Genomic DNA, 22,389 nt, shown 5'->3' on the forward strand with positions numbered 1-22,389 from the left:
GCAGGTCTGGCGGGGATGAGACCGGCTGTCAGAGAGCAGATGTCGCCATCTCGGGGTGGTCTCGGCCATCGGCGTTCGGGGCCGTCCGCCGGGGTGGGTCGGTCCGGTGCCGCAGCCGGCGGCCGGTCTCGGGGTCGAACAGATGGATGTCGGCCGGGGAGACGTCCAGCCGTATCACGTCGCCCGATCGGACACCGGCCGGGCGGGGCGTGCGGACCTGCAGCCGCGTGTCGCCGCAGCCGACGTGCAGAACCTCGTCACTTCCGAGGTTCTCGATCATCGTCACCGTTGCGGTGATGGGACCGCCGGGATCGATCCGCAGGCGTTCCGGGCGGATTCCGACGGTCACCGCCTGCTCCCCGGTGTCGGGAGCGGGCGCCGCCAGGTCGAGCGGCAACGCAATCCGATCCGCGTGTACGTGGACCCGCCCGTCGTGGCCGCGCGCCACTCCGTCGAACAGGCACATCGGCGGGGCACCGAGGAACCGTGCGACGAAGGTCGACTCGGGGCGGTCGTACAGGGTGGTCGGCGTGCCGATCTGTTCCACCCGCCCAGCGTTGAGCAGCACGATCCGGGTGGCCATCGTCATCGCCTCCACCTGGTCGTGCGTGACATACAGGAACGTCGTTCCGATGCGGCGGTGCAGGTCGATGAGCTCGGTCCGGGTCGCGGAGCGCAACTGCGAGTCGAGGTTCGAGAGCGGCTCGTCCATGAGGAACGCACCGGGCTGCTGCACCATCGCCCTCGCCAGCGCGACCCGCTGGCGCTGACCGCCGGAGAGGTCGGCCGGGCGGCGCGACAGGTAGTCCGTCAGTCCGAGCATCTCGGCGACGCGCGTGACGGCGGCGGCGATGTCAGCGCGCGATCGACGGCGGGCGCGCAGTGGGAAACCGATGTTCTTCGCGACGCTGAGATGCGGGTACAGCGCGTAGCTCTGGAACACCATCGCGAGCTCGCGCTCGCGCGGCTGCGACCCGGTCACGTCGCGCCCGTCGATCAGGATCCGTCCGCTGGTCGGAGTGGCGAGGCCGGCGATCATCCGGAGCAGCGTCGACTTGCCGCATCCGCTGGGGCCGAGGAGGACGACGAACTCGCCGTCGTCGATCCGCAGGTCGACCGAGTCGACCGCGGTCGCGCGGCCGAATCGTTTTGTCGCCGATACCAGTTCGATGGAACTCACGATCCGTTCGTACCTCGTTCTTCGCGCCCGGCGCCGTCGGCGGCCCGTACCCACGCCGTGACCTGGACGGCCAGCGCGGGTGAGTCCTTCAACCAGGCGAAATGGTCGCCGGCCCGCACGGGCGCGGCGCCGGACAGATGCCAGTGACTGATGGCGGCGACGGGCATCCGGCGCAGCAGGTACTCGACGGTGCTCTTCGGGCCGAGCGAGTCGTCGGCGAGCGAGATAGCCAGGACGGGCCGGTCCATCCGCGCCAGCAGGTCGTTGTACCGCCGCGTGCCGTCGCGCACCACGTACCGCCCGGTGAGGGCCTGGAGTGACCAGTCGATCATGACGCCGCCGGCCATTGGCGCCGGAATCGCGACACCGCCCGGCCAACGCCCGGTCAGCCGCGACACCGCACCGATCCATTGCGTCTGCGCCAGGATGATGGGTCGCCGGAGCAGATCGAATGCACGCCAATAGACCGTGCCGGTGCCGATGACGGCGATGCCGGCGATCTCGTCCGGGTGGGACGCGGCGTACAGCAGTGAGAGCTGCCCACCGAGGCTGTGGCCGAAGAGGTACAGGGGCACACCCTCGAACCTGTCCCGGAGTGTCCCGACGATCGCGGGCAGATCCACCTCGAGCATCTCCCGGTAACCGAAGTCGTCGGCTTCCGCCAGTATCGGCCGGCTGTCGCCCTGTCCCCGCAGGTCGCATACTGCGGCGTTGAGTCCGGTCGCGGCCAGGGCTTCGGCCACCGGCAGATAGTGCTTGGCCTTCATTCCCATCGCGGGTAGGACCAGCACGATCGGTGTTCCGGGGTCGCCCGGCAGCAGCCGGACGGTGAACTCCGTGCCGTCGTCGGCGGATAGCGCGATCTTCTCGACGGTCCCGGCGGCGGTCATCGGCCGGACTCCGGCGCGCCGACCACATCGCACACGTAGTCGAAGACGAACTTCGAGGTCACCACGTCGTCGCCGTCGAGGACGACCGCCTTGGCGGTCAGGTCGTGTCGGCCGCCGGCGGTATCGCCGAGCAGCTCGCGCAGCTCGCGCTCGTCGACGACTGCGACGGCTCGGACCGTCCCGGTCGCAGGACGCCGGTAGGTGACGGTGCTGGCGCGCAGCACGAGCCGCTCGACGGCGAACAGCCGCGGTGCGGCGGCACCCACGAACGCCAGCGCGCCGGCGATATCCGCTGCCGTGAATAGGGCTCCCGCATGCACGGTCCCCATGTGATTGACGACGCCGCCGGACGCTCCGAGCGTCACCACGGCGCGATCGGCGCCGATCTCGGTGACCTCCGTGCCGACCAGGCGACCGAACGGAACGAGGTCCTGCGCCACCGAGCGCAGGTAACCGTAGTCCGGCGCGGCGTGGTCGAGTTCGGGAAACGCTGCGGCGAAGTCGGTGAGAACGCGACCCTCGCTGGGCGTCGACGAGATGTGGGTGGTCAAGGCTACCTCCGTTGGTCCGGTGTTCGGCCGGGCAAGCTCATTGTCGATACGCCGGCCGCGCCGGGCCCGCTCGATAGTCATCCGCGATCGCGCGAACAGACTGCCGGCCCAGCGGCTGCGGAGAGCCCGGTCGTCGGCCACGGTTCTGGTGAACGCACCATCGAGGAGACCTTGTGCCGACAACGCAGATGACAGTCGTCGACCGTCGTGAACTTGCCAGCGACATAGTGGAATTCACCCTGAATCGGGCGGACGGGGGCGCCGTCGCCCCGTGGGCGCCCGGTGCCCACGTCGACCTCCACCTGCCGGGTGTCGGCGTCCGGCAGTACTCGCTGTGCGGCGACCCGGACGACCGCTGCCACTACCGCGTGGCGGTATTGCGCGAGTCGTCCGGACGAGGTGGGTCGGCGTACCTGCACGATCGCGTCGCTCCGGGAGCCACCCTCGACGTCTCCGCGCCGCGGAACAACTTCCCGCTCGTGCCGGCGAGTCGGTACGTGTTCGTGGCCGGCGGGATCGGGATCACTCCGCTCCTCCCGATGATCGAGGACGCGACGGCCCGCGGGGCCGACTGGCAGCTGTGGTTCGGCGGCCGCACACGCCGGTCGATGGCGTACACCGATCGGTTGCTCGTACACGGTGAGCGGGTTCGGATCGTGCCGCAGGACCGCGACGGCCTGCTGCCGCTGGCCGAGATCCTCGCCGCCGGCGCACCCGGCACCCGGGTCTACTGCTGTGGACCCGAGCCGCTGCTGGCGGCGGCGGAGGCGCTCGCCGGCACAGGCGTCCTGCACGTGGAGCGGTTCGCCCCGCGCGCCTCGGACGATGCGGACGATGGATCCGACCGGGCGTTCACGGTGCGGCTGGCGCGTTCCGGGCTCACCCTCGACGTCGGTTCGGACGAGTCGATCCTGGACGTCCTGGAACGGGCAGGGGTCGCACCCATGACGTCCTGTCGAGCGGGAACGTGTGCGAGCTGCGAGACGACTGTGCTGGAAGGCTCTGTGCTGCACCGTGACTCGGTACTGACTGCGGTGGAGAAGGATGCCGGCACGTCGATGATGGTGTGCGTCTCGCGGGCGTACGGCGATCTGGTGGTGCTGGACCTGTGAGCTTCTTCGGGCAGGCATACGACCCGTTCGTGCCATACGGCGGTGAGTCGCCGGATTTCGAGCAATTACGGCGGGTCGCGAACGGCCTGGCACCCTTCACACAACACGCGGGAGTGACGATCACAGAGCTGGACCGCGAACGTGCAGTGGCCGACGTCCCCGGCGAGGTGAGGCTGCACAACCATGTCGGCACCGTGCACGCCGCGGCGCAGTATCTCGGCGCCGAATTCGCGGCCGCCGCGGCATTCGTGGGGAGCGCAGCGACGCACATCGATCGGATCGAATGGATGGTGGTACGCGACTCGCGTGCCCTGTTCCTCCGCCCCGCCGTCGGATCCGTTCGGGCGACGGCGTCGGTGGACGCCCGAATCGCGCGAACGATCGGCACCCTTCCACAGCGGCACCGATTCGATATCGATGCGAAGGCGGTGCTGCGCGACGCCGCGGGCTCCGTCGTGGGAAAGGTCTTCTTCGACTACACATGCCAGACCAGGCCGGCAGAGAACCCTAGTAACGAGGTGACGACGAGATGATCCAACCGGCAGCGGCCGCGGGCGAGCCTCGCAGGAAGACCGTGAGCAATCCGTACATCCACAGACTGCAACGCCGCCATTTCCTACTGTTCGACGTGCTGCCCATCATCGGGACCGCGGTCGCCGTCGTGCTGGCGTTCGTGCATCCCATCAGCTGGGTCGACTGGGCTCTGCTCGGGGCGATGTGGCTACTGACCGGCCTGGCGATAACGGTCGGATACCACCGGCTGTTCACACACAGAACTTTCAAGGCCGCGCCGTCGGTCGTGGTGGTGCTCGCCGTTCTAGGGTCGATGGCCGCGCAGGGGCCGGTGATCTCGTGGGTCGCACTGCACCGGCGACACCACGAGTGCAGCGATGCTGAGGGCGATCCGCACTCGCCGAACCTCGACGGCGATGGGTTGGTCGGGCGTATCCGCGGGCTCGCGCATTCGCATTTCCTCTGGATGCGGCGACACGAATATCCGAACATCGTGCACTACGCGCCCGACCTCCTGAAGAACAGGCCACTGGTGCGGGTCGCACGGCTGTACAACTACTGGGTGGTGCTCGGTCTGGCGCTGCCCGCAGCGGTGGGAGGCCTGGTCACCTGGAGCTGGTGGGGAGTGCTGAGCGGCATGCTATGGGGTGGTCTGGTGCGGATCTTCGTGCTCGAGCACATCGTGTGGGCTATCAACTCGTTCCTACACATGTACGGGACCCGCCCCTACGCCTCGCGTGAGAACAGCCGCAACGGTGGGATATTCGCGCTTGTGACGCTGGGCGAGTCCTGGCACAACAACCACCACGCGTTCCCCGAGTCCGCATCGTTCGGACTCAACTGGTACCGCTTCGACCCGGGCTACTGGGTGATCAGGTCGCTGGAGGCCGTGGGGCTGGCGTGGGACGTGGGCCTGCCGACCGCCGAGCGACGCGCATCGAAGCGAATCGCCGCGAGCTGAGGCGCAGACCGGACGCCGCACGACACCACACCGATCAAGGAATCGAGGAAACCATGACGTCTGAAGGAACCGCCGCCTCTCTCGGCACCGGGGAGCCGTCCGCCGGCGAGCCGCCGGCGACCGCCGAGGAGATCGTGCAGTGGTGTCGGCTGTATCTGGCGGACCTGCTGGAGACGGCGCCCGAGAACGTCGACCCGGACACGACATTCGATCGACTCGGCATCGACTCCGCACACGCGGTGGCACTGCTGATCGAGGTCGAGCAGCGATACGGGGTCGAGCTTCCGCCCGACGCGCTGTTCGATCACCCGACTTTGAACGCGGTGTCGAAGCACCTCCACGACAGGCTCTCGTGACTTCCTCCGAGACGATCCGAAGCGCACGCGCCGCGGCCATCCGGTACCACTACGACGTCGGCAACGACTTCTATCGGTTGTGGCTGGACCGGACTCTGAGCTACTCCTGCGCGATGCCGTCCGGGCCGGGGGAGAGCCTGGACCAGGCCCAGGAGCGCAAGCTGCAGGCCCACCTCGACGCGATCGACGTCCGCCGGGCCTCGCGGGTCCTCGACGTCGGCTGCGGGTGGGGGGCGGTACTCGCGCGCGCCGCATCCTATCCGACGGTGACCGAGGCCGTCGGACTCACCTTGAGTGCCGAGCAGGCCGCCTACATCCAGGGCATCAGAGGAGCGAAGACCGCTGTGCACGTGGTGGATTGGCGGGACTATCGGCCCGAGCGCGAGTTCGACGGCGTGATCTCGATCGGCGCCTTCGAGCATTTCGCTCGGCCCGACCAGACCGTCGAGGAGAAGCGGGCCGCCTACCGGGCGTTCTTCGAATGCTGTCGAGAATGGCTCATGGACGGCGGCGCGCTGTCGCTGCAGACGATCGCCTACGCGAACATGTCGCCCGCCGACGCGAACGGGTTCATGCAGCGCGAGATCTTCCCCGATGCCGAACTGCCCACGCTGGCCGACATCGTCGCGGCTGCGGAGGGCCTGTTCGAGATCGAGCGGCTCGAGAACGGCCGCCTCGACTACGCGTGGACCTGCGCCCAGTGGGCGGATCGCCTGCGACGCACCAGACGGGAGGCGATCGAGCTCGTCGGCACCGAGACGGTCGAGAAGTACCTGCGTTATCTGTTGATGTCGTCGGTCGGCTTCCGGGCGGGCAAGATCTGCCTACTACGTATGGTGCTCCGGCCGTACCGCGTGGGTCATGCCGTCGCGGGGGCGGACCGGTGAGCGTCGGTGCGTCGCCGACGCGGTCCTCGCGGGCCGTCTTCAACCCGTTCGCAGCGGACTTCCGGGCCGATCCGTACCCGGCCTATCATGCTCTGCGCCAGTCTGATCCGGTACATCGCAGCCTCGGCACGTGGGTGCTCACCCGATACGACGACGTGCGGCGTGTGCTGCGCGATCCGACCTACTCGTCGTCCCTGATCCCGCGGCTGGTGCAGCGGCGCGCCGACCGTCTCGACGAGCAGTCCCGCACCGATGCCGAACGGATCGTGCAGCTCGGTCGGAAGTCCTTGGTGTTCACAGACAATCCCGATCATGCGCGGCTTCGAGCATTGGTCAACCGACTCTTCGACAGGCGGAGCATCGATCGCCTGCGCCCCACGATCGGGTTGACGGCGCAGCGTGCTCTGGATGCGCTGACCCCCCGGATCGGTGCCGGGGTGGACCTGATCTCGACGATCGCGGGCCCGGTGCCGGTGGCCGTGCTGTGCGACTGGATGCAGCTGCCCACCGAGGTAACGCAGCACGTGAGCGACTGGACTCATGACATCCGCTACCTACTCGAGCCGGGCCTTATGCGCGAATCCGACTACGCCCGTGTCGGTTCGGTGGTCGGCGAGTTCACGGACGCGCTCGCCGAAGTGATCACCCGGCGCACCACCCGGCCCGGCGACGATCTGATCAGCGAGCTGATCGCGGCGCGCGTGGGTGGGACGGACAGGCTCTCGGATGCGGAGCTCGCCCACATCTGCGTGATGTGCTTCGTCGCAGGCACGGAGACGACCACTGCACTGATAGGGAACGCCGTCGTCGCGCTGCTGTCGAATCCGGGGCCGGCGGCTGCCGTTCGTGAGCGGCCCGAACTCGTCGAATCGGTCGTGCGCGAGACCTTGCGCTACGACAGTCCGCTCCAGATGACCAAACGCGAGGCGACCGTCGAGGACGTCGTCGGCGGCAAGACGATCCGACCCGGCGATCAAGTACTGCTCTGCCTGGCGGCGGCGAACCGTGACCCGAGTGCGTTCGATGAACCGGATGCGTTCAGGCTGGATCGTCCAGAGGAGAAGCATGTGGCTTTCGGCTACGGCCTGCACGGCTGCCTCGGAGCCGCGCTGGCCGAGACGACGGCGTGCGTGACGCTCGATCGGATCCTCCGGACACTCGTCGTCGAGTCCGCAGGTGAACCGGAATGGCAGGACGACGGGTTCATCGTGCGCGGTCCGCGACGGCTGTCCGTGGTCGGGACCCGCCGATGACGTCCACCGGTGAGCGTCCGCAGACATGGCTGCGATTGGAGAGCCGCGGAGTCGAGCGCTGTGCGGGGCGGGTCGTGGCCCTGCCGCACGCGGGTGCCGGCGCTGCATCGTTCGCTCGCTGGCGAGACCTGTTCCCGGCGTATGTGGACTTCGTGCGCGTGCGCCTGCCCGGGCGTGAGGAGGCGGCTCGGGAGAAGCCGCTGTCCAGTGTCGCCGACGCGGCGGCGGGACTGGCGGCACAGCTGGCCCGGCTGGACCACCTCCCCACGGTGCTGTACGGACACAGCATGGGAGCCCTGGTCGCATTCGAGCTCGCGCGCTCGTTGGCGGATCTGGGTATCCCGGCCACCCATCTGGTGGTGTCCGGTCGGCGTGCGCCGCACCTCCCGGCCAGCCGGAGGCTGATCCACACGCTTCCGGAGGACGAGTTCCTCGAGAGCCTCACGGAGATCGACGACGCCTGGTGCAGGATGACCGACACACCGGAGTTCCTCAGGTACGCACTCGATCTGGTGCGCGCCGATCTCACGTTCTGCGAGTCGTACCAGTACGGCGACGGGCCCACCCTGCAGATCCCCATCACGGTGTGTCACGGCGGAGGCGATCCGCTGGTCGATCTATGGGAGGCGCTGGCGTGGGGTGAGCACACCGGAGGATCGTTCGGAACGCGGATCTTCCACGGCGATCACTTCTTCCACCAGCGGCACCGCGCCGCCATATCCGACGTACTCATCGCCGGACTGCGGGACACCGGTGCCACGGACACGGATCGAGGGTGCGAATGACTGCCTGCGGCATGTGGGGCGACGGGCGCGCCCCGATCACGGATATCCTCGCCGAGCGAGCGGCCACGACCCCGCATCGACGCGCGTACGTGTTCGTCGACGGGCACGGCCGGGAGATCGAGGAGCTCACATACGGCGAGCTGTACAGACGCGCAGGCGCATTGGCCGACCGGCTCGCGGCGTCGTATCCGCCCGGCGAGCGCGCACTGCTGGTGTTCGTGCCCGGCTTGAACTTCATCGTCGGCTTCTTCGCGTGTCTGTATGCGGGCATGGTCGCGGTGCCACTCAACCCCCCGGCACCGGCGCTCGACGGCGACGCGCCCCCGGCGGCGACTCGAGCCGTCGCGGTGGACTGCGCAGCCGCGGTGGTGGTGACGGACTCCGCGACACGTCAGTGGAACGGAGAGGCGGTCGACCGCATGACCGGACTCGGTCACGTGTCGGTGGACGAGATACCGCCGCTCACTCCGGGCGCCCACCCGGTGCGGTCCGACATCTCGCCGGATACGTTGGCGTTCCTGCAGTACACGTCCGGATCGACCGCGGCTCCCAAGGGCGTGATGGTCGCGCACCGAAACCTGATCGCGAACCAGGAGATGATCCGCGACGTGTTCGGCCACGACAGCGATTCGACAGTGGTGGGCTGGGCGCCCTTCTTCCACGACCAAGGCCTGATCGGGAACGTGTTGCAGCCGTTGTATGTGGGCGCGACGGCGATCATGATGTCGCCGTTGACCTTCATCCGGCGCCCGCTGATCTGGCTGGAGACGATCAGCCGATACCACGCCCGGACCAGCGGCGGCCCCGACTTCGCGTTCGAGGCGTGCGTCCGGCAGGCGGGGCGTGAGGGCATCCGCGACGGGGTCGACCTGAGCCACTGGAAGGTCGCGTTCAACGGCGCCGAGCCGGTGCGCGCTGATACCGTCGCCAGGTTCTCGAAAACGTTCGGGCCGTATGGATTCGCGGCGACCACGATGTTCCCGTGCTATGGACTCGCAGAGGCCACGCTGCTCGTGACGGCATCCGGTGCCGGACGAGGGCCGCGCACGCGCCGGGTGGCGGTGGAGGATCTGTCGGCCCGCCGCTGGCGTCCGGCGGACGATGGGGTGGAACTGGTCGGCTCGGGCACCGCCGTACCGGGGACGACCGTGCTCATCGTCGATCCGGAGAGCCGGAGTCCGGTGGAATCGGACTGCGTCGGGGAGGTCTGGGTCTCGGGTGCGCAGGTGGCGCAGGGGTACTGGCGGCGTCCCGACCTCACGGAGTCGACGATGCGCGCCGAGATCGACGGTAACCCGGGTCGATCCTGGCTCCGCACAGGCGATCTCGGGGTTATGGACGGCTCCGGCGAGGTCTACGTCGTCGGGCGGATCAAGGATCTGATCATCATCCGGGGACGCAACTACTACGCGCATGACATCGAGGCCACCGTTGCGGGCGCACACTCCGCGGTACGAGGAGGTGGGTGCGCCGCCTTCGCGGTCTCGGACGATGTGGGCGACGTCCGACCGGCCGACGGGTCGGCCGGCGACGAACTCGTCGTCGTCGCCGAGATCCGGTCATCCGCGGAATGCGTCGAGCTCGCTGCGGTCGAGAGGGCGGTCCGCGGGGCGGTGATAGCCGCGCACGGCGTGACCATTCGGCACCTGCGGCTGATCGCCGCCGGACAGGTGCCCAAGACCAGCAGCGGCAAGGTCCGCCGGTCCCACGCGAGGAAGATGTTCCACGACAGAGAGTTCGCCGCCGCAGAAGGAGCGCCGTGATGTCCACAACCCATACCCCGCCGAATCCTCGTTACGCAGACGCCATCCGCGCGGTGCTCACCACCATGCCGGCGGCGCGGTCGCTCGGCTTCGTCATCGCGTCCATCGACGCCGGCTCGGTGGAGCTGCGTCAAAGCATCAGACCCGAGCTGACCGAGCACACGGGTCATGTTCAGGCCGGGATCCTCGGATCCCTGGCGGACTTCGCGGCGGGCGCATCTGCCGGCACCCTGCTTCCGGAGGGCTGGGTCAACGTGACGCTGGACTACACGATCAAGCTCGTGGCCCCGGTCGGCGGCGACGAGGTGATCGCTCGCGGCCGCGTCGTATCGAGCGGTAAGACGGTCTCGGTGGCCGCGGCGGACCTGCTCGACGAGTCCGGGCGCGTGTGCGCGACCGGACTCGCCACGTTCCGCAATGTGCGGATACCACAGGACCGCGGATGACGGAGACCCGATCCGACGGCCGCTGCACCCCGGACGTATTCGGCGCCGGATTCGCGTTCGACCCGCACCCGTCGTACGCCGCGATGCGAGCGACGACACCGGCGTACCGGCATCCGCAGGGGTTCTGGGTGCTGACCAGGTATGCCGACGTTGCGGCGCTGCAGCGATCGGGACACTCGGTCGATGAGCGGAACCTGCGGCACATCCCCGACTTCAAGAGCGACAGCCGCACGCTCGGCACGGCGAACAGGATGATGTCGGGTCTGTCGATGCTGGATCGCGATGTGCCGGAACACGATCGCCTGAGGGGTGTCGCGGCGGCGGCGTTCACCACCCGGGCGGTCGCGGCTCGCGCGGCCCGGATCGGCGAGTTGGTGGCGGAGGCTCTGGACCGGATCCAGGCAGTCGACACCGCCGACGTGATCGCAGAACTGGCCTTCCCGCTCCCGTTCACGCTGATCTCCGAGATCCTCGGCGTGCCTCCGGTGGCATCCGATCGCATGCGCGACCTGATCGCCGTGCTCGTACTGGGCCTGGAGCCGTCGTCGGACCCGACCCTGCAGGCACGCATCCGCGATGCGAACGACACGCTGACGGACACGACCGCGGAGATGGTGGCCCGAAAGCGGGCGAACCGGGGCGACGACCTGCTGACCCGCATGATCGATGCGAGCGACGATGGCGTTCTCAGTGGGTCCGAACTGGTGGCGCAGGTGATGTTCCTGTACATCGCCGGGCACGAGACGACGGCGAACCTCATCGCGGGCGGGATCGCGACGCTGCTCGAGCATCCCGAGCAGGCGGGCTGGTTGCGTCGGCGGCCGGAGGCGGCCCCGAACGCCGTCGAGGAGATCCTGCGGTACGCACCCTCCGTGCACCTCATGCGGCGCATCACAGTCGAACCCTTGGCTGTCGCCGATCGGGAGATCCCGCCGGGATCCTTCGTGATCGGATCGATCGCATCTGCCAACCGCGACCCCGAGGTGTGGGGTCCCGACGCCGGCGTGCTGTGTCTCGATCGACTCGACGCGCGGCGCCACCTGTCGTTCGGCGCCGGTGTACACCACTGTCTCGGCGCGGCTCTCGCCCGCGCGGAGGCCCGGTGCGCGCTTGTGGAGTTCGTACGTCGATTCCCGACGGCCGAGCCGGTCGACATGCAGTGGAACCGCCGGATCAACCTCAGAGGCCCGAGTGTCCTGACCGTGCGCACCGCGGCATGACGTAGCACCGGCCCGAGGCCCGTCGCCGGGATCTCCGGGACGCTACGGCGCGCTGACGCGCCACAGCGGGTTGACGGGGCCGTGACCGGCGCCGAGCGGGTACGCCCAGCGCAGACCCTCGGTGACCCACGCCTTGGCGAATGCAACGGCTCGGGGCACCGACACACCGTGGGACAGCGCGGCCGTGATCGCGGCGGCCAGGGTATCGCCTGCACCGTGGTCGTGCGGGGTGCCCACCCGCTGCGTCCTGAGCTCGATGTGATCGCGTCCGTCCGAGAGCAGGTCCGGGCTGTCCCGCGATGAGCGGAGGTGGCCACCCTTCACGAGCGCCCAGCGCGCACCGAGGTCGAGTAGTGCGTGCGCGGCATCACGTTGGGAGGCCCCGTCGTTTACGTCCAGGCCGGTGATGAGCCGGACCTCGTCGAGGTTCGGAGTGACGACGGTGGCGCGCGGGATCAGCACGGTGCGCACAGCGTCGAGAGCCTCGGCGGCGAGCAGCGAGTCGCCGTGCATCGACGCGGCCACGGGGTCGACCACCAGGGGAGTGTCGAAGGCTCTGCCGATCCGCGCATCGTCGGCGGCGGCGGCCACCGCCTCGATGATCCCGGTCGACGCCAGCATGCCGGTCTTCGCCGCTTCGATGCCGATGTCTCCTGCGACGCTGCGGATCTGCGCAGTGACCACCGACGGTTCCATCTCGACGAAGCCCGAGACGCCGATGCTGTTCTGCACCGTCACCGCCGTGACCGCAACGCACGCGTGGACGCCGAGCATCGCGAACGTACGCATGTCGGCCTGGATACCCGCTCCGCCACCGGAATCCGATCCGGCGATGGTAAGTACGCGGTGCGGCGTATCTCCCCGCACCGCGCCGGGTAGGCCCGACGGTGCCGGGACCTCCCGGACCACGGCAGCTTCGGTCATTCGCTCCGGCCGGCGGTCACCGTCTCCAGCGGCACGTACACCTGGCCGCCCCCGGCGACGAACTCGTCTGACTTGTGGGCCATCTCGGCGGCCAGCTGACGGTCGATGTCCTCCTGCGTCACCAGGTTGTGCTCCTCGGCGTACGCCCGGACGTCGGCGCTGATCCGCATCGAGCAGAACTTCGGCCCACACATCGAGCAGAAATGCGCGGTCTTCGCAGGCTCGGCGGGCAACGTCTCGTCGTGGTACTCGCGCGCCGTGTCCGGATCGAGCGAGAGATTGAACTGATCGACCCAGCGGAACTCGAAGCGCGCCTTGGACAATTCGTCGTCGCGGGCCTGCGCGCCGGGGTGCCCCTTGGCGAGATCCGCGGAGTGTGCGGCGATCTTGTAGGTGATGACGCCGACTTTGACGTCGTCCCGGTTCGGCAGGCCGAGATGCTCTTTGGGCGTGACGTAGCAGAGCATCGCCGTTCCGGCCTGAGCGATCATGGCGGCGCCGATCGCGGACGTGATGTGGTCGTAGGCGGGCGCGATGTCGGTCGCGAGTGGGCCGAGCGTGTAGAACGGAGCCTCCTCGCACAGCTCCTCCTCGAGCTGGACGTTCTCCACGATCTTATGCATCGGGATGTGGCCTGGTCCCTCGATCATCACCTGCACGCCATAGGACTTCGCGATCTTGGTGAGCTCGCCGAGGGTGCGCAGCTCCGCGAACTGGGCTTCGTCGTTGGCGTCCGCTATGGAGCCGGGGCGTAGCCCGTCGCCCAGGGAGAACGTCACGTCGTACCTGCGCAGGATCTCGCACAGCTCGCGGAAGTGGGTGTACAGGAACGATTCCTGGTGATGCGCGAGGCACCACGCGGCCATGATCGAGCCGCCGCGGCTGACGATGCCCGTGACCCGGTTCGCCGCCAGTGGCACGTAGCGCAGCAGGACGCCGGCGTGCACGGTCATGTAGTCCACACCCTGCTCACACTGCTCGATCACGGTGTCCCGGTACATCTCCCATGTGAGCCTGGTGGGATCGCCCTTGACCTTCTCCAGTGCCTGGTAGATGGGTACGGTTCCGACGGGCACCGGCGAGTTGCGCATGATCCACTCGCGGGTCTCATGTATGTCCTTGCCGGTCGACAGATCCATGATCGTGTCGGCACCCCACCGGGTCGCCCACACCATCTTCTCCACCTCCTCGGCGATGGAGCTGCTGACCGCGGAATTGCCGATATTCGCATTCACCTTGACCGCGAAGGCCTTTCCGATGATCATCGGCTCGCATTCGGGGTGCCGGTGGTTGGCGGGTATCACTGCGCGTCCGGCGGCGACCTCGTCACGCACGAACTCCGGCGAGAATCCCTCGCGAGCTGCGATATAGCGCATCTCCGGCGTGATGAGACCGGAACGCGCCCAGGCCAATTGGGTGGATGCACCGTCGATTTCAGACGGATGGGTCCAATCGTCTCGGGTCTTCGGTAGGCCCGCCTGCAGGTCGTGGGCCTCTGTGGCCGATGCGTACTGCGTGTACGGGCCGGACGTGTCGTACACGTCGTGATGATCACCGTTGGTGAGCGCGATGCGCCGGAAAGGCACCCGCATGCCGTCGACGTCGACGTACTGCTTGCTCGACCCTTCGATCGGGCCGCAGGTGACCTCGGAGACAACGGATTCGGACGATAGAGACATAGTGGGACTCCTTGCTCCCTACGCCGGCATTACCCGGACAGGTTCGTACGGTCGACACCCGCTCCAGGTGTCCTCTCAGCTCGTGCGACGAGCTCCCGTGTGGCTTGCGTCATCGAGGGTAACGCACACCGGCCGGTCGTGTCCCGCGGTGGAGCGGCACCGGCTACGCGATACGCACGCCGCGTGGCAGGCGGGCGGCCGGAACGCGGAGCCGGCGGATCGCGAACCCGACTCCGATCCCGCCGATCAGCAGGTCCACGATCAGGCCGCGGTACCAGGTGTCGCCTAGGTGGAGGCCCTTGCCGTCGTACGCGTCGTCATAGGCCGTCGAACTGGACCATGACGTCTGGCCGTCGACTACGACGCAGCGGGCGTTCTGGTCGGGGTTCGGGCCCGTACGCAGACGCGAGTACTCGCGCGCGAGCTCGCCGAGCCCGGTCGGGGACGCCGGGCGATCGTCGTGCGGTGTGTAGCTCACGCTCCGAGCCCACATCGCCACTCCCGGGTCGCGATGTGCGGCGGCGTCGGCGAGGACCACCGCGGGGTTGGGTGCCATCAGCCACGCGATCCGTTCCGTGTGCTCGACGGTGACCTGCCTCGCCCGCTCCACGCATCCGGCGCTGTCGTTGCTCCGCGCGGTCCAGGTGGGGCGGATCGCCGTGACCTGGTCCCTCGTGGCGGGGGTGAGCAGCGCGACGACGATCGGTAGACCGCCGAGCAGGAACAGCATCGTCAGGTACGTGAGTGCGGACGACCCGACCGGTCGCGCGGTGAGCGCCGAGTAGCCCAACCCGATTCCGCAGCAGCAGCCGAACAGGAGCGCAACCACGACTATGCCGAGGATCGAGTCCAACACCGGATACGGTGCCTCGACCACCGCCCAGACCAGATATGGCAGCGATACGGCGAGCAGCGCCGTGGACGCCGCCCAGGCCCCGAGCAGCTTCCCGACCGCTAGTTGTGCGGCACTGATCGGCGTGGCCTGCACCAGCGCGAGCGTCGCGTCCTTGCGGTCCCCGTTGATGGCGGTGGCGGTCATCGTCGGCGCGATCACGAGCCCCAGGAATCCGACGAATCCGAGCACTATGAAGTAGAGGTTGATAGCCCAGTCGTCGTAGGCGTCCGAACCGATATGGGATTGCGACATCGCGAACCACATCGTTCCGAACACGACCAGACTCACGACCGCGAACACGACCGCCAGCATCACTTTCCACCGTGTGGCGCGGGTGCGCTGGCGCAGTTCCAACCCGACGACGATCCCGACGGCTCCCCACCATGCCCTCATGTGCGATCGGCCTCCAGTGCGAGATACGAGTCCTCCAGCGCGGAGGTGGGGGTGAACTCCGCGACCCGCGCGCCCGCAGTGATCTGTTCTGAGAGGTAGGCGGCGGCGGCGACCTCGGAGGGGAACGGCATGGTCTTCGGCGCGAGTTCGCCGACCAACCGGACCCGCCACGTGCGGGCCGTGGCGTCCGGCGGGGCGCTGGTGCGGCCGCCGGTCATCATCACCACATCGTCCACCATCTCGGTGAGCTCCGACAGGATGTGCGAGCTGACGAGCACTGCGCCGCCCTGTCCGGCGAAGGCGCGCAACGAGTCTCGTAGCTCCCGACGCGACCGGGGGTCCATCCCGGACGCGGGCTCGTCGAGTAGCAGGACCGACGGTGTGTGCACCCGTGCCCGCGCGTACCCGAGCCTCTGCTTCTGCCCGCGGGACAACTCCTGCGCTGGGCGCGCGGCGTACTCGGCCAGGTGGACGTCCTCGAGCAACTCGGCCGCGCGGGCGCGGGCCGCGTCCGGGGACAGACCGTAGAGGCGTCCGAACGTGCGGAGGATCTCGACCGGCGTGAGGGTGTCCCAGGTGCCGAAGACGTCGGGCATCCAGCCGACGCGGGCGCGTAACGCCGTCGGGTCGGGCGGGGCGCCGTCGAGTTCGAGCGTGCCCGACGTCGGCCTGAGCAGCCCGGCGAGCATGAGCAGGAGCGTCGTCTTGCCGGCTCCGTTGGGCCCCACCAGGCCGGTCACGCGTCCCGCGGTGAGGGCGACGGTCGCATCGGTGACCGCCTGATGTCTTCCGAATGTCCGCGCAAGTCCGTTTGCGACGAGGAGCATGTCCGAACTGTACGCCTCGAGAAGGATGGGGCGGGTTCGCGCTCGGCGCGTCCATGCGGGGCGGGCCGGGGTACGGTGGGCGTGACACGGATCACAGGAGGTGCTTTCATGGTGCAGTCGGTAGAGGTTCCGCCGCCGACCCTCGAGCTGGACGAGCCGCTTCGGCTCTTCGACAACCCGGTCCGGGACCGGTTCGAGGTCTGGTCGGGCGACGAATTGATCGGTGTCGAGGGATACGAGATCACCGATCATGGAGACGTGATCCTGCTGCACACCGTGGTGATGGAGAAGTTCGGCCAGCAAGGCTTCGGGCGTGCGCTGGTGCAGGGGGTGCTCGACGATGCCGCGGCCCGCGGCCGCCGGATCATCCCGGTCTGCACATACGTCCGGAGATTCATCTCGCGCTACCCCCAGTATCAGGAGCTTGTCGCGGCGGCCAACGCTTCATAGGCCCGATAGTGGGCGCCGGGCGTCAGCCCGGTCGGTAGGCGAGGGCGACGAAGATGCGATGTGCCCGCCGGCCCATGGCCTCGGCGGGCTCGCCGGGGTTTCGGCGCCACCACTCCATGAGTGCGGTGACGATGTTCTCCCACACCAGCGTTGCGGCGCTGTGGTCGAGCGGATCGGTCATCCCCGCCGGGCGGAGGACGTCTGCGACGCCGCCGCTCGCCTGTGCACGCAGTCGCTGCCGATGCGCGCGCGCCGTGGACCGCGCCTCGCCGTGCGGCACGGTGCGGTCGTGCAGCAGCGCCCACAGGCCGGTCCGTCCCTCGAGCGCGTCGAACAGCGATGTGGCGACGGCACCGGCGGCTCGGCTGAACACCGAATCCGCACCTTCGCCGTCGGCGGCTCGATCTCGCGTACTCGCGTCGAGTCCCGCCTGCACCGCGTCGAAGACGATCGGCCCGGCCTTCTCGACGCACGCGATGTACAGCTTCTCCTTGGAACCGAAGTATCCGAGCACGAGTGCTTTCGACACCTGTGCCCTGGCCGCGATTCCGGTCACCTGCGCCCCGGCGTACGTCGCGGCAGCGAACTCCGACACTGCGGCCGTGAGGATCTCGTCTTCGCGGGCCGACCGTGGCATGCCCCGAGTGCCCGTCCGGCGCCCTCGCGGCGCGGGCGAATTCTTGTCTAGCGCACCGTCGGTCACCCGCACCATCTTCGAGGCGCGCGGGAGACAAATCAAGCCGGGCGCCGCCGCTGCGCCCTGCGGCGGCATGCCACACGGCTTCTGAAGGCGGTCACGGTACGAGCCGGTAGCCGTAGGTGTGATGCTGGGTGAAGCCCAGGGCGGTGTACATGGCGCGAGCGGGTGCGTTGGTGTCGAGGACCTCGAGAAAACAGCGGTCGGCACCGCGGGACAACGCCTCCCTGGCGAGGTCGCGCACGAGTTCCGTTGCGAGGCCTTGCCTTCGAAAGCTCTCCCCGACAACGAGCGATCCGATGCCGGACCACAGCAGGCCGTCGTCGGGCGTGTCTCCGTCGCGCGTCAGCGACAGGCGTGCCACAGCAGCTGTGGCACCGCCGACGGTGAGCGAGCCGAACGCGACCGAGCCGAGCACCGATGACACCCATGCCGCCGACGTCGCCGCCCCGGACTGCAGTGCGAGCCACGCCTCGGGTGGACCGTCGTCCCACGAGACCCGTTCGCTCCGAGCGGCGATCGCGCGCGGGTCGACCACGAAGACCCCCGACGGCCGCTCGAGCTCGGGCCGCGGGCCGGGCATCAGCCGGTCCACCCACTGCACCTGCAGCGGAATGCCTCGGTCGGCGTACCAGGCGCGCGGGCCCTCCAGTGAGTCGACCGGCTCGAGCGGAGCGGCGGAGTTGGCCCGGCCGCCGGGCAGCCCGCCGCCGGACCGGCACAGCCAGCCGTCGATCTCGGCACGCTCCGTGGAAGCCCATGAGCGGGCCTGCGCACGCGTCAGCGCGCGGATATCGCGGTTCCGGATCGGGCGCGCGGGAATCGCCTTGTACGCCACCACATCCGCCCGTGGGATCGGGACCCGTGAACCCTCGCGTACCACCACGAGCGGGTCGCCGTCCGCCTCGAGCGTGCCGATGACGTCCGTGGCCTGCCCCGACGGCAACAGACGCCGGACCACGACCCGGTCGCCTACCGAGGGCTCGGTCATCGTGGCTACTCGGCGTCGTGGCCGAAGGGGTCTTCGACGGTGCCGGGCGTCCAGGTGAGGCCGGGGACGCCCCAGCCGTTCTTCTTGATCGCCTTCTTCGCCTTCCGCGCGTTGCGTCCGATAAGGACGTCGACGTAGAGGAAGCCGTCCAGATGCCCGGTCTCGTGCTGCAGCATGCGTGCGAAGAACCCGTGTCCCTCGATCTCGACCGGGTTGCCGTCGCGGTCGGTGCCGGTGACGCGGGCCCAGTCGGCGCGCCCCGTCGGGTACTGCTCGCCCGGGACGGAGAGGCAGCCCTCCTCGTCGTCCGGGTCCGGCATGGTCTCGGGGATCTCGCTCGTCTCCAGTACGGGATTGATGACCTCTCCGCGTCGGCGCTCGCGGATCTCCTCATCGGGGCAGTCGTAGACGAAGAGACGGAGGTCGTGGCCCACCTGATTCCCGGCGAGTCCTACGCCGTTCGCGCGGTCCATCGTCTCGAACATGTCGTCCAGCAGCGTCACGACCTCGGCGCTCGGCCGACGGTCGGCGTCGAGCTCGACGGGTTTCGTGGCTCGGTGCAGGACGGGCTCGCCGACGATGCAGATGGGGAGGATGGCCATGGCGACCAATTTAAGGCATGTCTACAACGCCCGAGCGGCCGCTGCGTGGTTAGATCATCTCGAATCACACGCTTGTCATTTCGAATGCGAAGGGGAACGCATGGAGGGCGCGACGGCCGCGCAGAACGACGCGCAGCCCGATCACGACACCATCGAAGACGGTTTGACCAGGCGCGACAAGGATATCCTCGCGTTCGAGCGGCAGTGGTGGAAGTACGCGGGCGCCAAGGAGGACGCCATCAAGGAGCTCTTCGGACTCTCGGCGACGCGCTACTACCAGGTACTCAACACTCTCGTCGACAGCTCCGAGGCGCTCGCATTCGACCCGATGCTGGTCAAGCGGCTGCGCCGCGTGCGGACGAGCCGCCAGAAGGCGCGCGCCGCTCGCAAGCTCGGCTTCGAGCCGTCCTGATATCTCCCGACACATATAGGGTGCAGGGCGTGAGTGCACAGCAACGTCAGCGCGCGATCCCCGTCCGGGCGGTCATCATGATCCTCGTGTTCTTCGCCATCGCCTTCGCGGCGCTCGGCACGCACGAGTTCATGACGCGCAACGACAGCGCCAACGCGGCGCTGGATGCGCAGGCCGCGAAGTTGTCGTCGGCTGCGGCGCCGAGTGGCGCCGAATCCTCCGCGGCACCGGCCACCCCCGCTGCCTGCGTGTTCGCAGAGTCCGGCGCGTCGGCGGACGCCAAGGAGGCAGTCGCGGCGCTCGAGAAGGCGAAGGTCGACGTGAAGGGCGCGCCGCAGCCGTGGCGCGGTCGGCCGAGCCCCAAGGCCACCACCGTCTACTTCGGCGACGGCCAGGAGGATGCGGCCAAGAGCGCGGCCGCCGCGTTCAAACCCGACGCCGCGACCGCCGCACGTCCCGAGGGTATGGACGAGTGCGCGGGCGGCCTGGTGGTCGTCGTCGCCAAGTAGGGGCGAACGCGTTGCCAGGCGAACCGGGCGCGCACGGGCACGAGGGCGCCGAATATGATGAGCTCGATCTCAGCCGCAGCGTGAAGGAGTCGTCGATGACGAAGCGTATGTCCCGGTCCCGTGCTCTGGTCCTGCCCGCCCTAGCGCTCGCGGTCGTCGGACTCGCGGGGTGTGCGGCCGATGAGCAGGCGTCGGATGTGAAGAAGGACGCCCCCGTCGTCGTCTCCGGCAACAAGGTGCCCTCGGACGCGCCGATCGGGGAGAAGGCCGAGGGCGGCCACGGTGAGAGCGACGGTTCGGGCGGTGGCACCGAGTCCGGGGGTAGGTCCCAAGCGGCCACTGCACCGCTCAAGAAGGCCGACGGCTCTTCCGCGGGCACGGCGACGTTCACCGAGAAGGACGGCGTGGTCGTCGTCGACGTCAAGGTCACCGGGTTGCCCGCGGGCTTCCACGGCCTGCACGTCCACTCGGTCGGCAAGTGCGAGGCGCCCTCGACGGCGCCTTCGGGCGGGGCGCCCGGCGCATTCCTATCCGCCGGTAGCCACTTCCAGGTCAGCGGTCACACCGGGCACCCGGCCAGCGGCGATCTCGTCTCGATCTATGTCAACTCCAACGGCACCGGTGAGACCGTGACCACCACCAGCGCGTTCAAGGTCTCGGACCTGACTTCGGGCGCCGGAACGTCGATCATGGTCCATGCGGATCCCGATAACTTCGGGAACGTCCCGGCCACCAAGTACGCCAACATCACGCCCGGTCAGCCGGTGCCGGACCAGTCGACTATGGACACCGGGGACGCCGGGGCGCGCATCGCCTGCGGCGTGATCAAGGCCGGGTAGCCATCGCCAGCGGGGTCGAGCCCGTCGAATTCGAGGCGTCCGCGAGGCCCACGCTCGGGGTCGAGTGGGAGCTCGCGCTGGTAGACCGCGAGACGGGTGATCTGGCGGGACGCGCGGCGGAACTGTTCGACGGCGTACGTGCCGAGGAGCGCGTGACGGCTCAGGTGCACTCCGAGCTGTTGCAGAACACCATCGAGATCGTGACCGGCGTCTGCGACACCACCGCGGGCGCGATGGCCGACCTCGCCGATTCTCTGCGCGTGGTGCGCGGCGTCGCAGACGAGATGGGAGTCGACCTGTTCGGGGCCGGCACCCACCCGTTCGCGCAGTGGACCGCGCAGGCGTTGACCGATTCGCCGCGCTATGACGAACTCATCGCCCGCACCCAGTGGTGGGGGCGACAGATGCTCATCTGGGGCGTGCACGTTCACGTGGGTGTGAACCACCGGGACAAGGTGCTGCCCCTCATCTCGGGCCTGCTCACCTACTACCCGCACCTGCTCGCGCTGTCGGCGAGTTCGCCTATGTGGGGCGGCCACGACACCGGCTACGCCAGCACGCGCGCGATGATGTTCCAGCAGCTGCCCACGGCCGGCCTGCCGTTCCACTTCCACGAGTGGTCGGAGTTCGAGCGGTTCGTCCACGATCAGAAGACCACCGGGATCATCGACCAGCTCAACGAGATCCGCTGGGACATCCGGCCCGCCTGCCACCTGGGCACCATCGAGGTGCGGGTCTGCGACGGGGTATCGAACTTCGCCGAACTCGAGGCGCTCGTCGCCCTGATCCACTGCCTGATCGTGTGGCTGGACTCGCGGCTCGACGCGGGCGAGGAGCTCGTCGAGCTTCAGCCCTGGCATGTGCAGGAGAACAAGTGGCGCGCGGCGCGCTACGGCCTCGACGCTATCGTGATCCTCGACGCCGACAACACCGAGCGCCTCATGACCGACGATCTCGCCGAGCTGATCGAGACCCTCGGTCCGGTCGCGCAGCGGCTGGGCTGCGAACGCGAGCTCGCCGGAGTCCTCGACATCCCTCGGCGGGGCGGCGCATACCAACGTCAGCGCGCGGTCGCCGGCGGAGTGTGCAGCCCGGAGGTCTACCGCGACGTGGTCCGCCAGGTGACGGGCGAGCTCGTCATCCCTGACGGCCCGTAGCGCGTCGGGCCGTAGCGGCGCTGTTCGCGGGGACGGTCTCGCGCCGAGAGCGCATCGCGATACTGCGAGATCTGCTGGAGCGGACCGGGATCCGCGC

Annotated in this window: 25 protein-coding genes and 1 riboswitch; of the genes, 15 read left to right on the forward strand and 10 right to left on the reverse strand. The window is 68.8% G+C overall.

Features of this window, described 5'->3' with window-relative positions; translation table 11 throughout:
* Positions 1–28 precede the first annotated feature (28 nt).
* From P0W64_RS03370 to P0W64_RS03380, 3 genes are read right to left on the reverse strand one after another with little or no spacing between them, the layout of a single operon-like run.
* On the reverse strand, positions 29–1,180 hold the full coding sequence (locus P0W64_RS03370) for an ABC transporter ATP-binding protein (RefSeq protein ID WP_275478649.1): 1,152 nt from the start codon (positions 1,178–1,180) through the stop codon (positions 29–31).
* The gene (locus P0W64_RS03375) at positions 1,177–2,070 is read right to left on the reverse strand and encodes an alpha/beta fold hydrolase (RefSeq protein WP_275478650.1); all 894 of its coding nucleotides are present in this window, start codon (positions 2,068–2,070) and stop codon (positions 1,177–1,179) included. Before P0W64_RS03375 ends, P0W64_RS03370 begins: the two co-directional genes overlap by 4 nt.
* Positions 2,067–2,621, reverse strand: a complete 555-nt coding sequence (locus P0W64_RS03380) for a DUF4442 domain-containing protein (protein ID WP_275478651.1) — start codon at positions 2,619–2,621, stop codon at positions 2,067–2,069. The genes P0W64_RS03375 and P0W64_RS03380 overlap by 4 nt, the downstream gene beginning before the upstream one ends.
* 188 nt (positions 2,622–2,809) lie before the next feature.
* On the opposite strand from P0W64_RS03380, the gene P0W64_RS03385 reads away from it, so the two are divergent.
* From P0W64_RS03385 to P0W64_RS03430, 10 genes are read left to right on the forward strand one after another with little or no spacing between them, the layout of a single operon-like run.
* Positions 2,810–3,733 carry a PDR/VanB family oxidoreductase gene (locus P0W64_RS03385; protein ID WP_275478746.1) on the forward strand — a complete coding sequence of 308 codons (924 nt, stop codon included), beginning with the start codon at positions 2,810–2,812 and terminating at the stop codon, positions 3,731–3,733.
* On the forward strand, positions 3,730–4,266 hold the full coding sequence (locus tag P0W64_RS03390) for a DUF4442 domain-containing protein (protein ID WP_275478652.1): 537 nt from the start codon (positions 3,730–3,732) through the stop codon (positions 4,264–4,266). Before P0W64_RS03385 ends, P0W64_RS03390 begins: the two co-directional genes overlap by 4 nt.
* Positions 4,263–5,207, forward strand: a complete 945-nt coding sequence (locus P0W64_RS03395) for an acyl-CoA desaturase (protein WP_275478653.1) — start codon at positions 4,263–4,265, stop codon at positions 5,205–5,207. The genes P0W64_RS03390 and P0W64_RS03395 overlap by 4 nt, the downstream gene beginning before the upstream one ends.
* 53 nt (positions 5,208–5,260) lie before the next feature.
* Complete coding sequence (locus tag P0W64_RS03400) at positions 5,261–5,563, forward strand: acyl carrier protein (RefSeq protein ID WP_275478654.1); 303 nt, start codon at positions 5,261–5,263, stop codon at positions 5,561–5,563.
* Positions 5,560–6,450 (forward strand): cyclopropane-fatty-acyl-phospholipid synthase family protein, encoded by an 891-nt coding sequence (locus P0W64_RS03405; protein WP_275478655.1) that lies wholly within the window; start codon positions 5,560–5,562, stop codon positions 6,448–6,450. The genes P0W64_RS03400 and P0W64_RS03405 overlap by 4 nt, the downstream gene beginning before the upstream one ends.
* Positions 6,447–7,703 (forward strand): cytochrome P450, encoded by a 1,257-nt coding sequence (locus tag P0W64_RS03410; RefSeq protein WP_275478656.1) that lies wholly within the window; start codon positions 6,447–6,449, stop codon positions 7,701–7,703. Before P0W64_RS03405 ends, P0W64_RS03410 begins: the two co-directional genes overlap by 4 nt.
* Positions 7,700–8,488: an alpha/beta fold hydrolase gene (locus P0W64_RS03415; RefSeq protein WP_275478657.1), complete on the forward strand. Its 789-nt coding sequence runs from the start codon at positions 7,700–7,702 to the stop codon at positions 8,486–8,488. Before P0W64_RS03410 ends, P0W64_RS03415 begins: the two co-directional genes overlap by 4 nt.
* Positions 8,485–10,251: a fatty acyl-AMP ligase gene (locus P0W64_RS03420; RefSeq protein WP_275478747.1), complete on the forward strand. Its 1,767-nt coding sequence runs from the start codon at positions 8,485–8,487 to the stop codon at positions 10,249–10,251. Before P0W64_RS03415 ends, P0W64_RS03420 begins: the two co-directional genes overlap by 4 nt.
* Positions 10,251–10,697 carry a PaaI family thioesterase gene (locus P0W64_RS03425; protein WP_275478658.1) on the forward strand — a complete coding sequence of 149 codons (447 nt, stop codon included), beginning with the start codon at positions 10,251–10,253 and terminating at the stop codon, positions 10,695–10,697. Before P0W64_RS03420 ends, P0W64_RS03425 begins: the two co-directional genes overlap by 1 nt.
* Positions 10,694–11,917, forward strand: a complete 1,224-nt coding sequence (locus tag P0W64_RS03430; protein ID WP_275478659.1) for a cytochrome P450 — start codon at positions 10,694–10,696, stop codon at positions 11,915–11,917. Before P0W64_RS03425 ends, P0W64_RS03430 begins: the two co-directional genes overlap by 4 nt.
* 42 nt (positions 11,918–11,959) lie before the next feature.
* Here the strand turns inward: P0W64_RS03430 and thiD are convergent, their stop codons facing one another.
* The 4 genes from thiD to P0W64_RS03450 form a co-directional block, all read right to left on the reverse strand.
* The gene (thiD, locus tag P0W64_RS03435; protein WP_275478660.1) at positions 11,960–12,841 is read right to left on the reverse strand and encodes a bifunctional hydroxymethylpyrimidine kinase/phosphomethylpyrimidine kinase; all 882 of its coding nucleotides are present in this window, start codon (positions 12,839–12,841) and stop codon (positions 11,960–11,962) included.
* Entirely contained in the window at positions 12,838–14,520 is a 1,683-nt protein-coding gene (gene thiC, locus P0W64_RS03440; protein ID WP_275478661.1) for a phosphomethylpyrimidine synthase ThiC, read from the reverse strand. The genes thiD and thiC overlap by 4 nt, the downstream gene beginning before the upstream one ends.
* Positions 14,517–14,629, reverse strand: a riboswitch (TPP riboswitch). (Overlaps the previous gene by 4 nt.)
* Before the next feature lie 54 nt (positions 14,630–14,683).
* Positions 14,684–15,808 carry an ABC transporter permease subunit gene (locus P0W64_RS03445; RefSeq protein WP_275478662.1) on the reverse strand — a complete coding sequence of 375 codons (1,125 nt, stop codon included), beginning with the start codon at positions 15,806–15,808 and terminating at the stop codon, positions 14,684–14,686.
* Complete coding sequence (locus tag P0W64_RS03450; RefSeq protein ID WP_275478663.1) at positions 15,805–16,635, reverse strand: ABC transporter ATP-binding protein; 831 nt, start codon at positions 16,633–16,635, stop codon at positions 15,805–15,807. The genes P0W64_RS03445 and P0W64_RS03450 overlap by 4 nt, the downstream gene beginning before the upstream one ends.
* A gap of 108 nt (positions 16,636–16,743) precedes the next feature.
* Between P0W64_RS03450 and P0W64_RS03455 the strand changes: the two genes are divergently transcribed.
* Positions 16,744–17,085: a GNAT family N-acetyltransferase gene (locus tag P0W64_RS03455; RefSeq protein ID WP_275478664.1), complete on the forward strand. Its 342-nt coding sequence runs from the start codon at positions 16,744–16,746 to the stop codon at positions 17,083–17,085.
* Between the two features lie 22 nt (positions 17,086–17,107).
* On the opposite strand, the gene P0W64_RS03460 is transcribed toward P0W64_RS03455, so the two are convergent.
* From P0W64_RS03460 to P0W64_RS03470, 3 genes are all read right to left on the reverse strand, one after another.
* Positions 17,108–17,722, reverse strand: a complete 615-nt coding sequence (locus P0W64_RS03460) for a TetR/AcrR family transcriptional regulator (RefSeq protein ID WP_275486495.1) — start codon at positions 17,720–17,722, stop codon at positions 17,108–17,110.
* A gap of 157 nt (positions 17,723–17,879) precedes the next feature.
* A complete protein-coding gene (locus tag P0W64_RS03465) occupies positions 17,880–18,773 on the reverse strand; it encodes a GNAT family N-acetyltransferase (protein ID WP_275478666.1) in 894 nt (297 codons plus the stop codon).
* Positions 18,774–18,778: 5 nt separating this feature from the next.
* Positions 18,779–19,375 carry a peptide deformylase gene (locus P0W64_RS03470; protein ID WP_275478667.1) on the reverse strand — a complete coding sequence of 199 codons (597 nt, stop codon included), beginning with the start codon at positions 19,373–19,375 and terminating at the stop codon, positions 18,779–18,781.
* Positions 19,376–19,475: 100 nt separating this feature from the next.
* Between P0W64_RS03470 and P0W64_RS03475 the strand changes: the two genes are divergently transcribed.
* The 4 genes from P0W64_RS03475 to P0W64_RS03490 all read left to right on the forward strand — a co-directional run bounded on the left by P0W64_RS03475 (position 19,476) and on the right by P0W64_RS03490 (position 22,292).
* Positions 19,476–19,787, forward strand: a complete 312-nt coding sequence (locus P0W64_RS03475; RefSeq protein ID WP_275478668.1) for a DUF3263 domain-containing protein — start codon at positions 19,476–19,478, stop codon at positions 19,785–19,787.
* A gap of 29 nt (positions 19,788–19,816) precedes the next feature.
* Positions 19,817–20,296: a hypothetical protein gene (locus P0W64_RS03480; protein WP_275478669.1), complete on the forward strand. Its 480-nt coding sequence runs from the start codon at positions 19,817–19,819 to the stop codon at positions 20,294–20,296.
* Positions 20,297–20,391: 95 nt separating this feature from the next.
* On the forward strand, positions 20,392–21,135 hold the full coding sequence (locus P0W64_RS03485) for a superoxide dismutase family protein (protein WP_275478670.1): 744 nt from the start codon (positions 20,392–20,394) through the stop codon (positions 21,133–21,135).
* A gap of 2 nt (positions 21,136–21,137) precedes the next feature.
* Positions 21,138–22,292, forward strand: a complete 1,155-nt coding sequence (locus P0W64_RS03490; protein WP_275478748.1) for a glutamate--cysteine ligase — start codon at positions 21,138–21,140, stop codon at positions 22,290–22,292.
* Positions 22,293–22,389: the final 97 nt, after the last annotated feature.

This window comes from Tsukamurella sp. 8F (genome assembly GCF_029167375.1).
Classification (GTDB): Bacteria; Actinomycetota; Actinomycetes; order Mycobacteriales; family Mycobacteriaceae; genus Tsukamurella.

Bases quoted from the DNA above. Each gene is read 5' to 3' on its own strand.
- P0W64_RS03375 (WP_275478650.1), bottom strand. From the start codon at position 2,070: ATGACCGCCGCCGGGACCGTCGAGAAGATCGCGCTATCCGCCGACGAC.
- P0W64_RS03385 (WP_275478746.1), top strand. From the start codon at position 2,810: ATGACAGTCGTCGACCGTCGTGAACTTGCCAGCGACATAGTGGAATTC.
- P0W64_RS03395 (WP_275478653.1), top strand. From the start codon at position 4,263: ATGATCCAACCGGCAGCGGCCGCGGGCGAGCCTCGCAGGAAGACCGTG.
- P0W64_RS03400 (WP_275478654.1), top strand. From the start codon at position 5,261: ATGACGTCTGAAGGAACCGCCGCCTCTCTCGGCACCGGGGAGCCGTCC.
- P0W64_RS03415 (WP_275478657.1), top strand. From the start codon at position 7,700: ATGACGTCCACCGGTGAGCGTCCGCAGACATGGCTGCGATTGGAGAGC.
- P0W64_RS03420 (WP_275478747.1), top strand. From the start codon at position 8,485: ATGACTGCCTGCGGCATGTGGGGCGACGGGCGCGCCCCGATCACGGAT.
- P0W64_RS03425 (WP_275478658.1), top strand. From the start codon at position 10,251: ATGTCCACAACCCATACCCCGCCGAATCCTCGTTACGCAGACGCCATC.
- P0W64_RS03430 (WP_275478659.1), top strand. From the start codon at position 10,694: ATGACGGAGACCCGATCCGACGGCCGCTGCACCCCGGACGTATTCGGC.
- thiD (WP_275478660.1), bottom strand. From the start codon at position 12,841: ATGACCGAAGCTGCCGTGGTCCGGGAGGTCCCGGCACCGTCGGGCCTA.
- thiC (WP_275478661.1), bottom strand. From the start codon at position 14,520: ATGTCTCTATCGTCCGAATCCGTTGTCTCCGAGGTCACCTGCGGCCCG.
- P0W64_RS03445 (WP_275478662.1), bottom strand. From the start codon at position 15,808: ATGAGGGCATGGTGGGGAGCCGTCGGGATCGTCGTCGGGTTGGAACTG.
- P0W64_RS03450 (WP_275478663.1), bottom strand. From the start codon at position 16,635: ATGCTCCTCGTCGCAAACGGACTTGCGCGGACATTCGGAAGACATCAG.
- P0W64_RS03455 (WP_275478664.1), top strand. From the start codon at position 16,744: ATGGTGCAGTCGGTAGAGGTTCCGCCGCCGACCCTCGAGCTGGACGAG.
- P0W64_RS03460 (WP_275486495.1), bottom strand. From the start codon at position 17,722: ATGCCACGGTCGGCCCGCGAAGACGAGATCCTCACGGCCGCAGTGTCG.
- P0W64_RS03465 (WP_275478666.1), bottom strand. From the start codon at position 18,773: ATGACCGAGCCCTCGGTAGGCGACCGGGTCGTGGTCCGGCGTCTGTTG.
- P0W64_RS03470 (WP_275478667.1), bottom strand. From the start codon at position 19,375: ATGGCCATCCTCCCCATCTGCATCGTCGGCGAGCCCGTCCTGCACCGA.
- P0W64_RS03475 (WP_275478668.1), top strand. From the start codon at position 19,476: ATGGAGGGCGCGACGGCCGCGCAGAACGACGCGCAGCCCGATCACGAC.
- P0W64_RS03485 (WP_275478670.1), top strand. From the start codon at position 20,392: ATGACGAAGCGTATGTCCCGGTCCCGTGCTCTGGTCCTGCCCGCCCTA.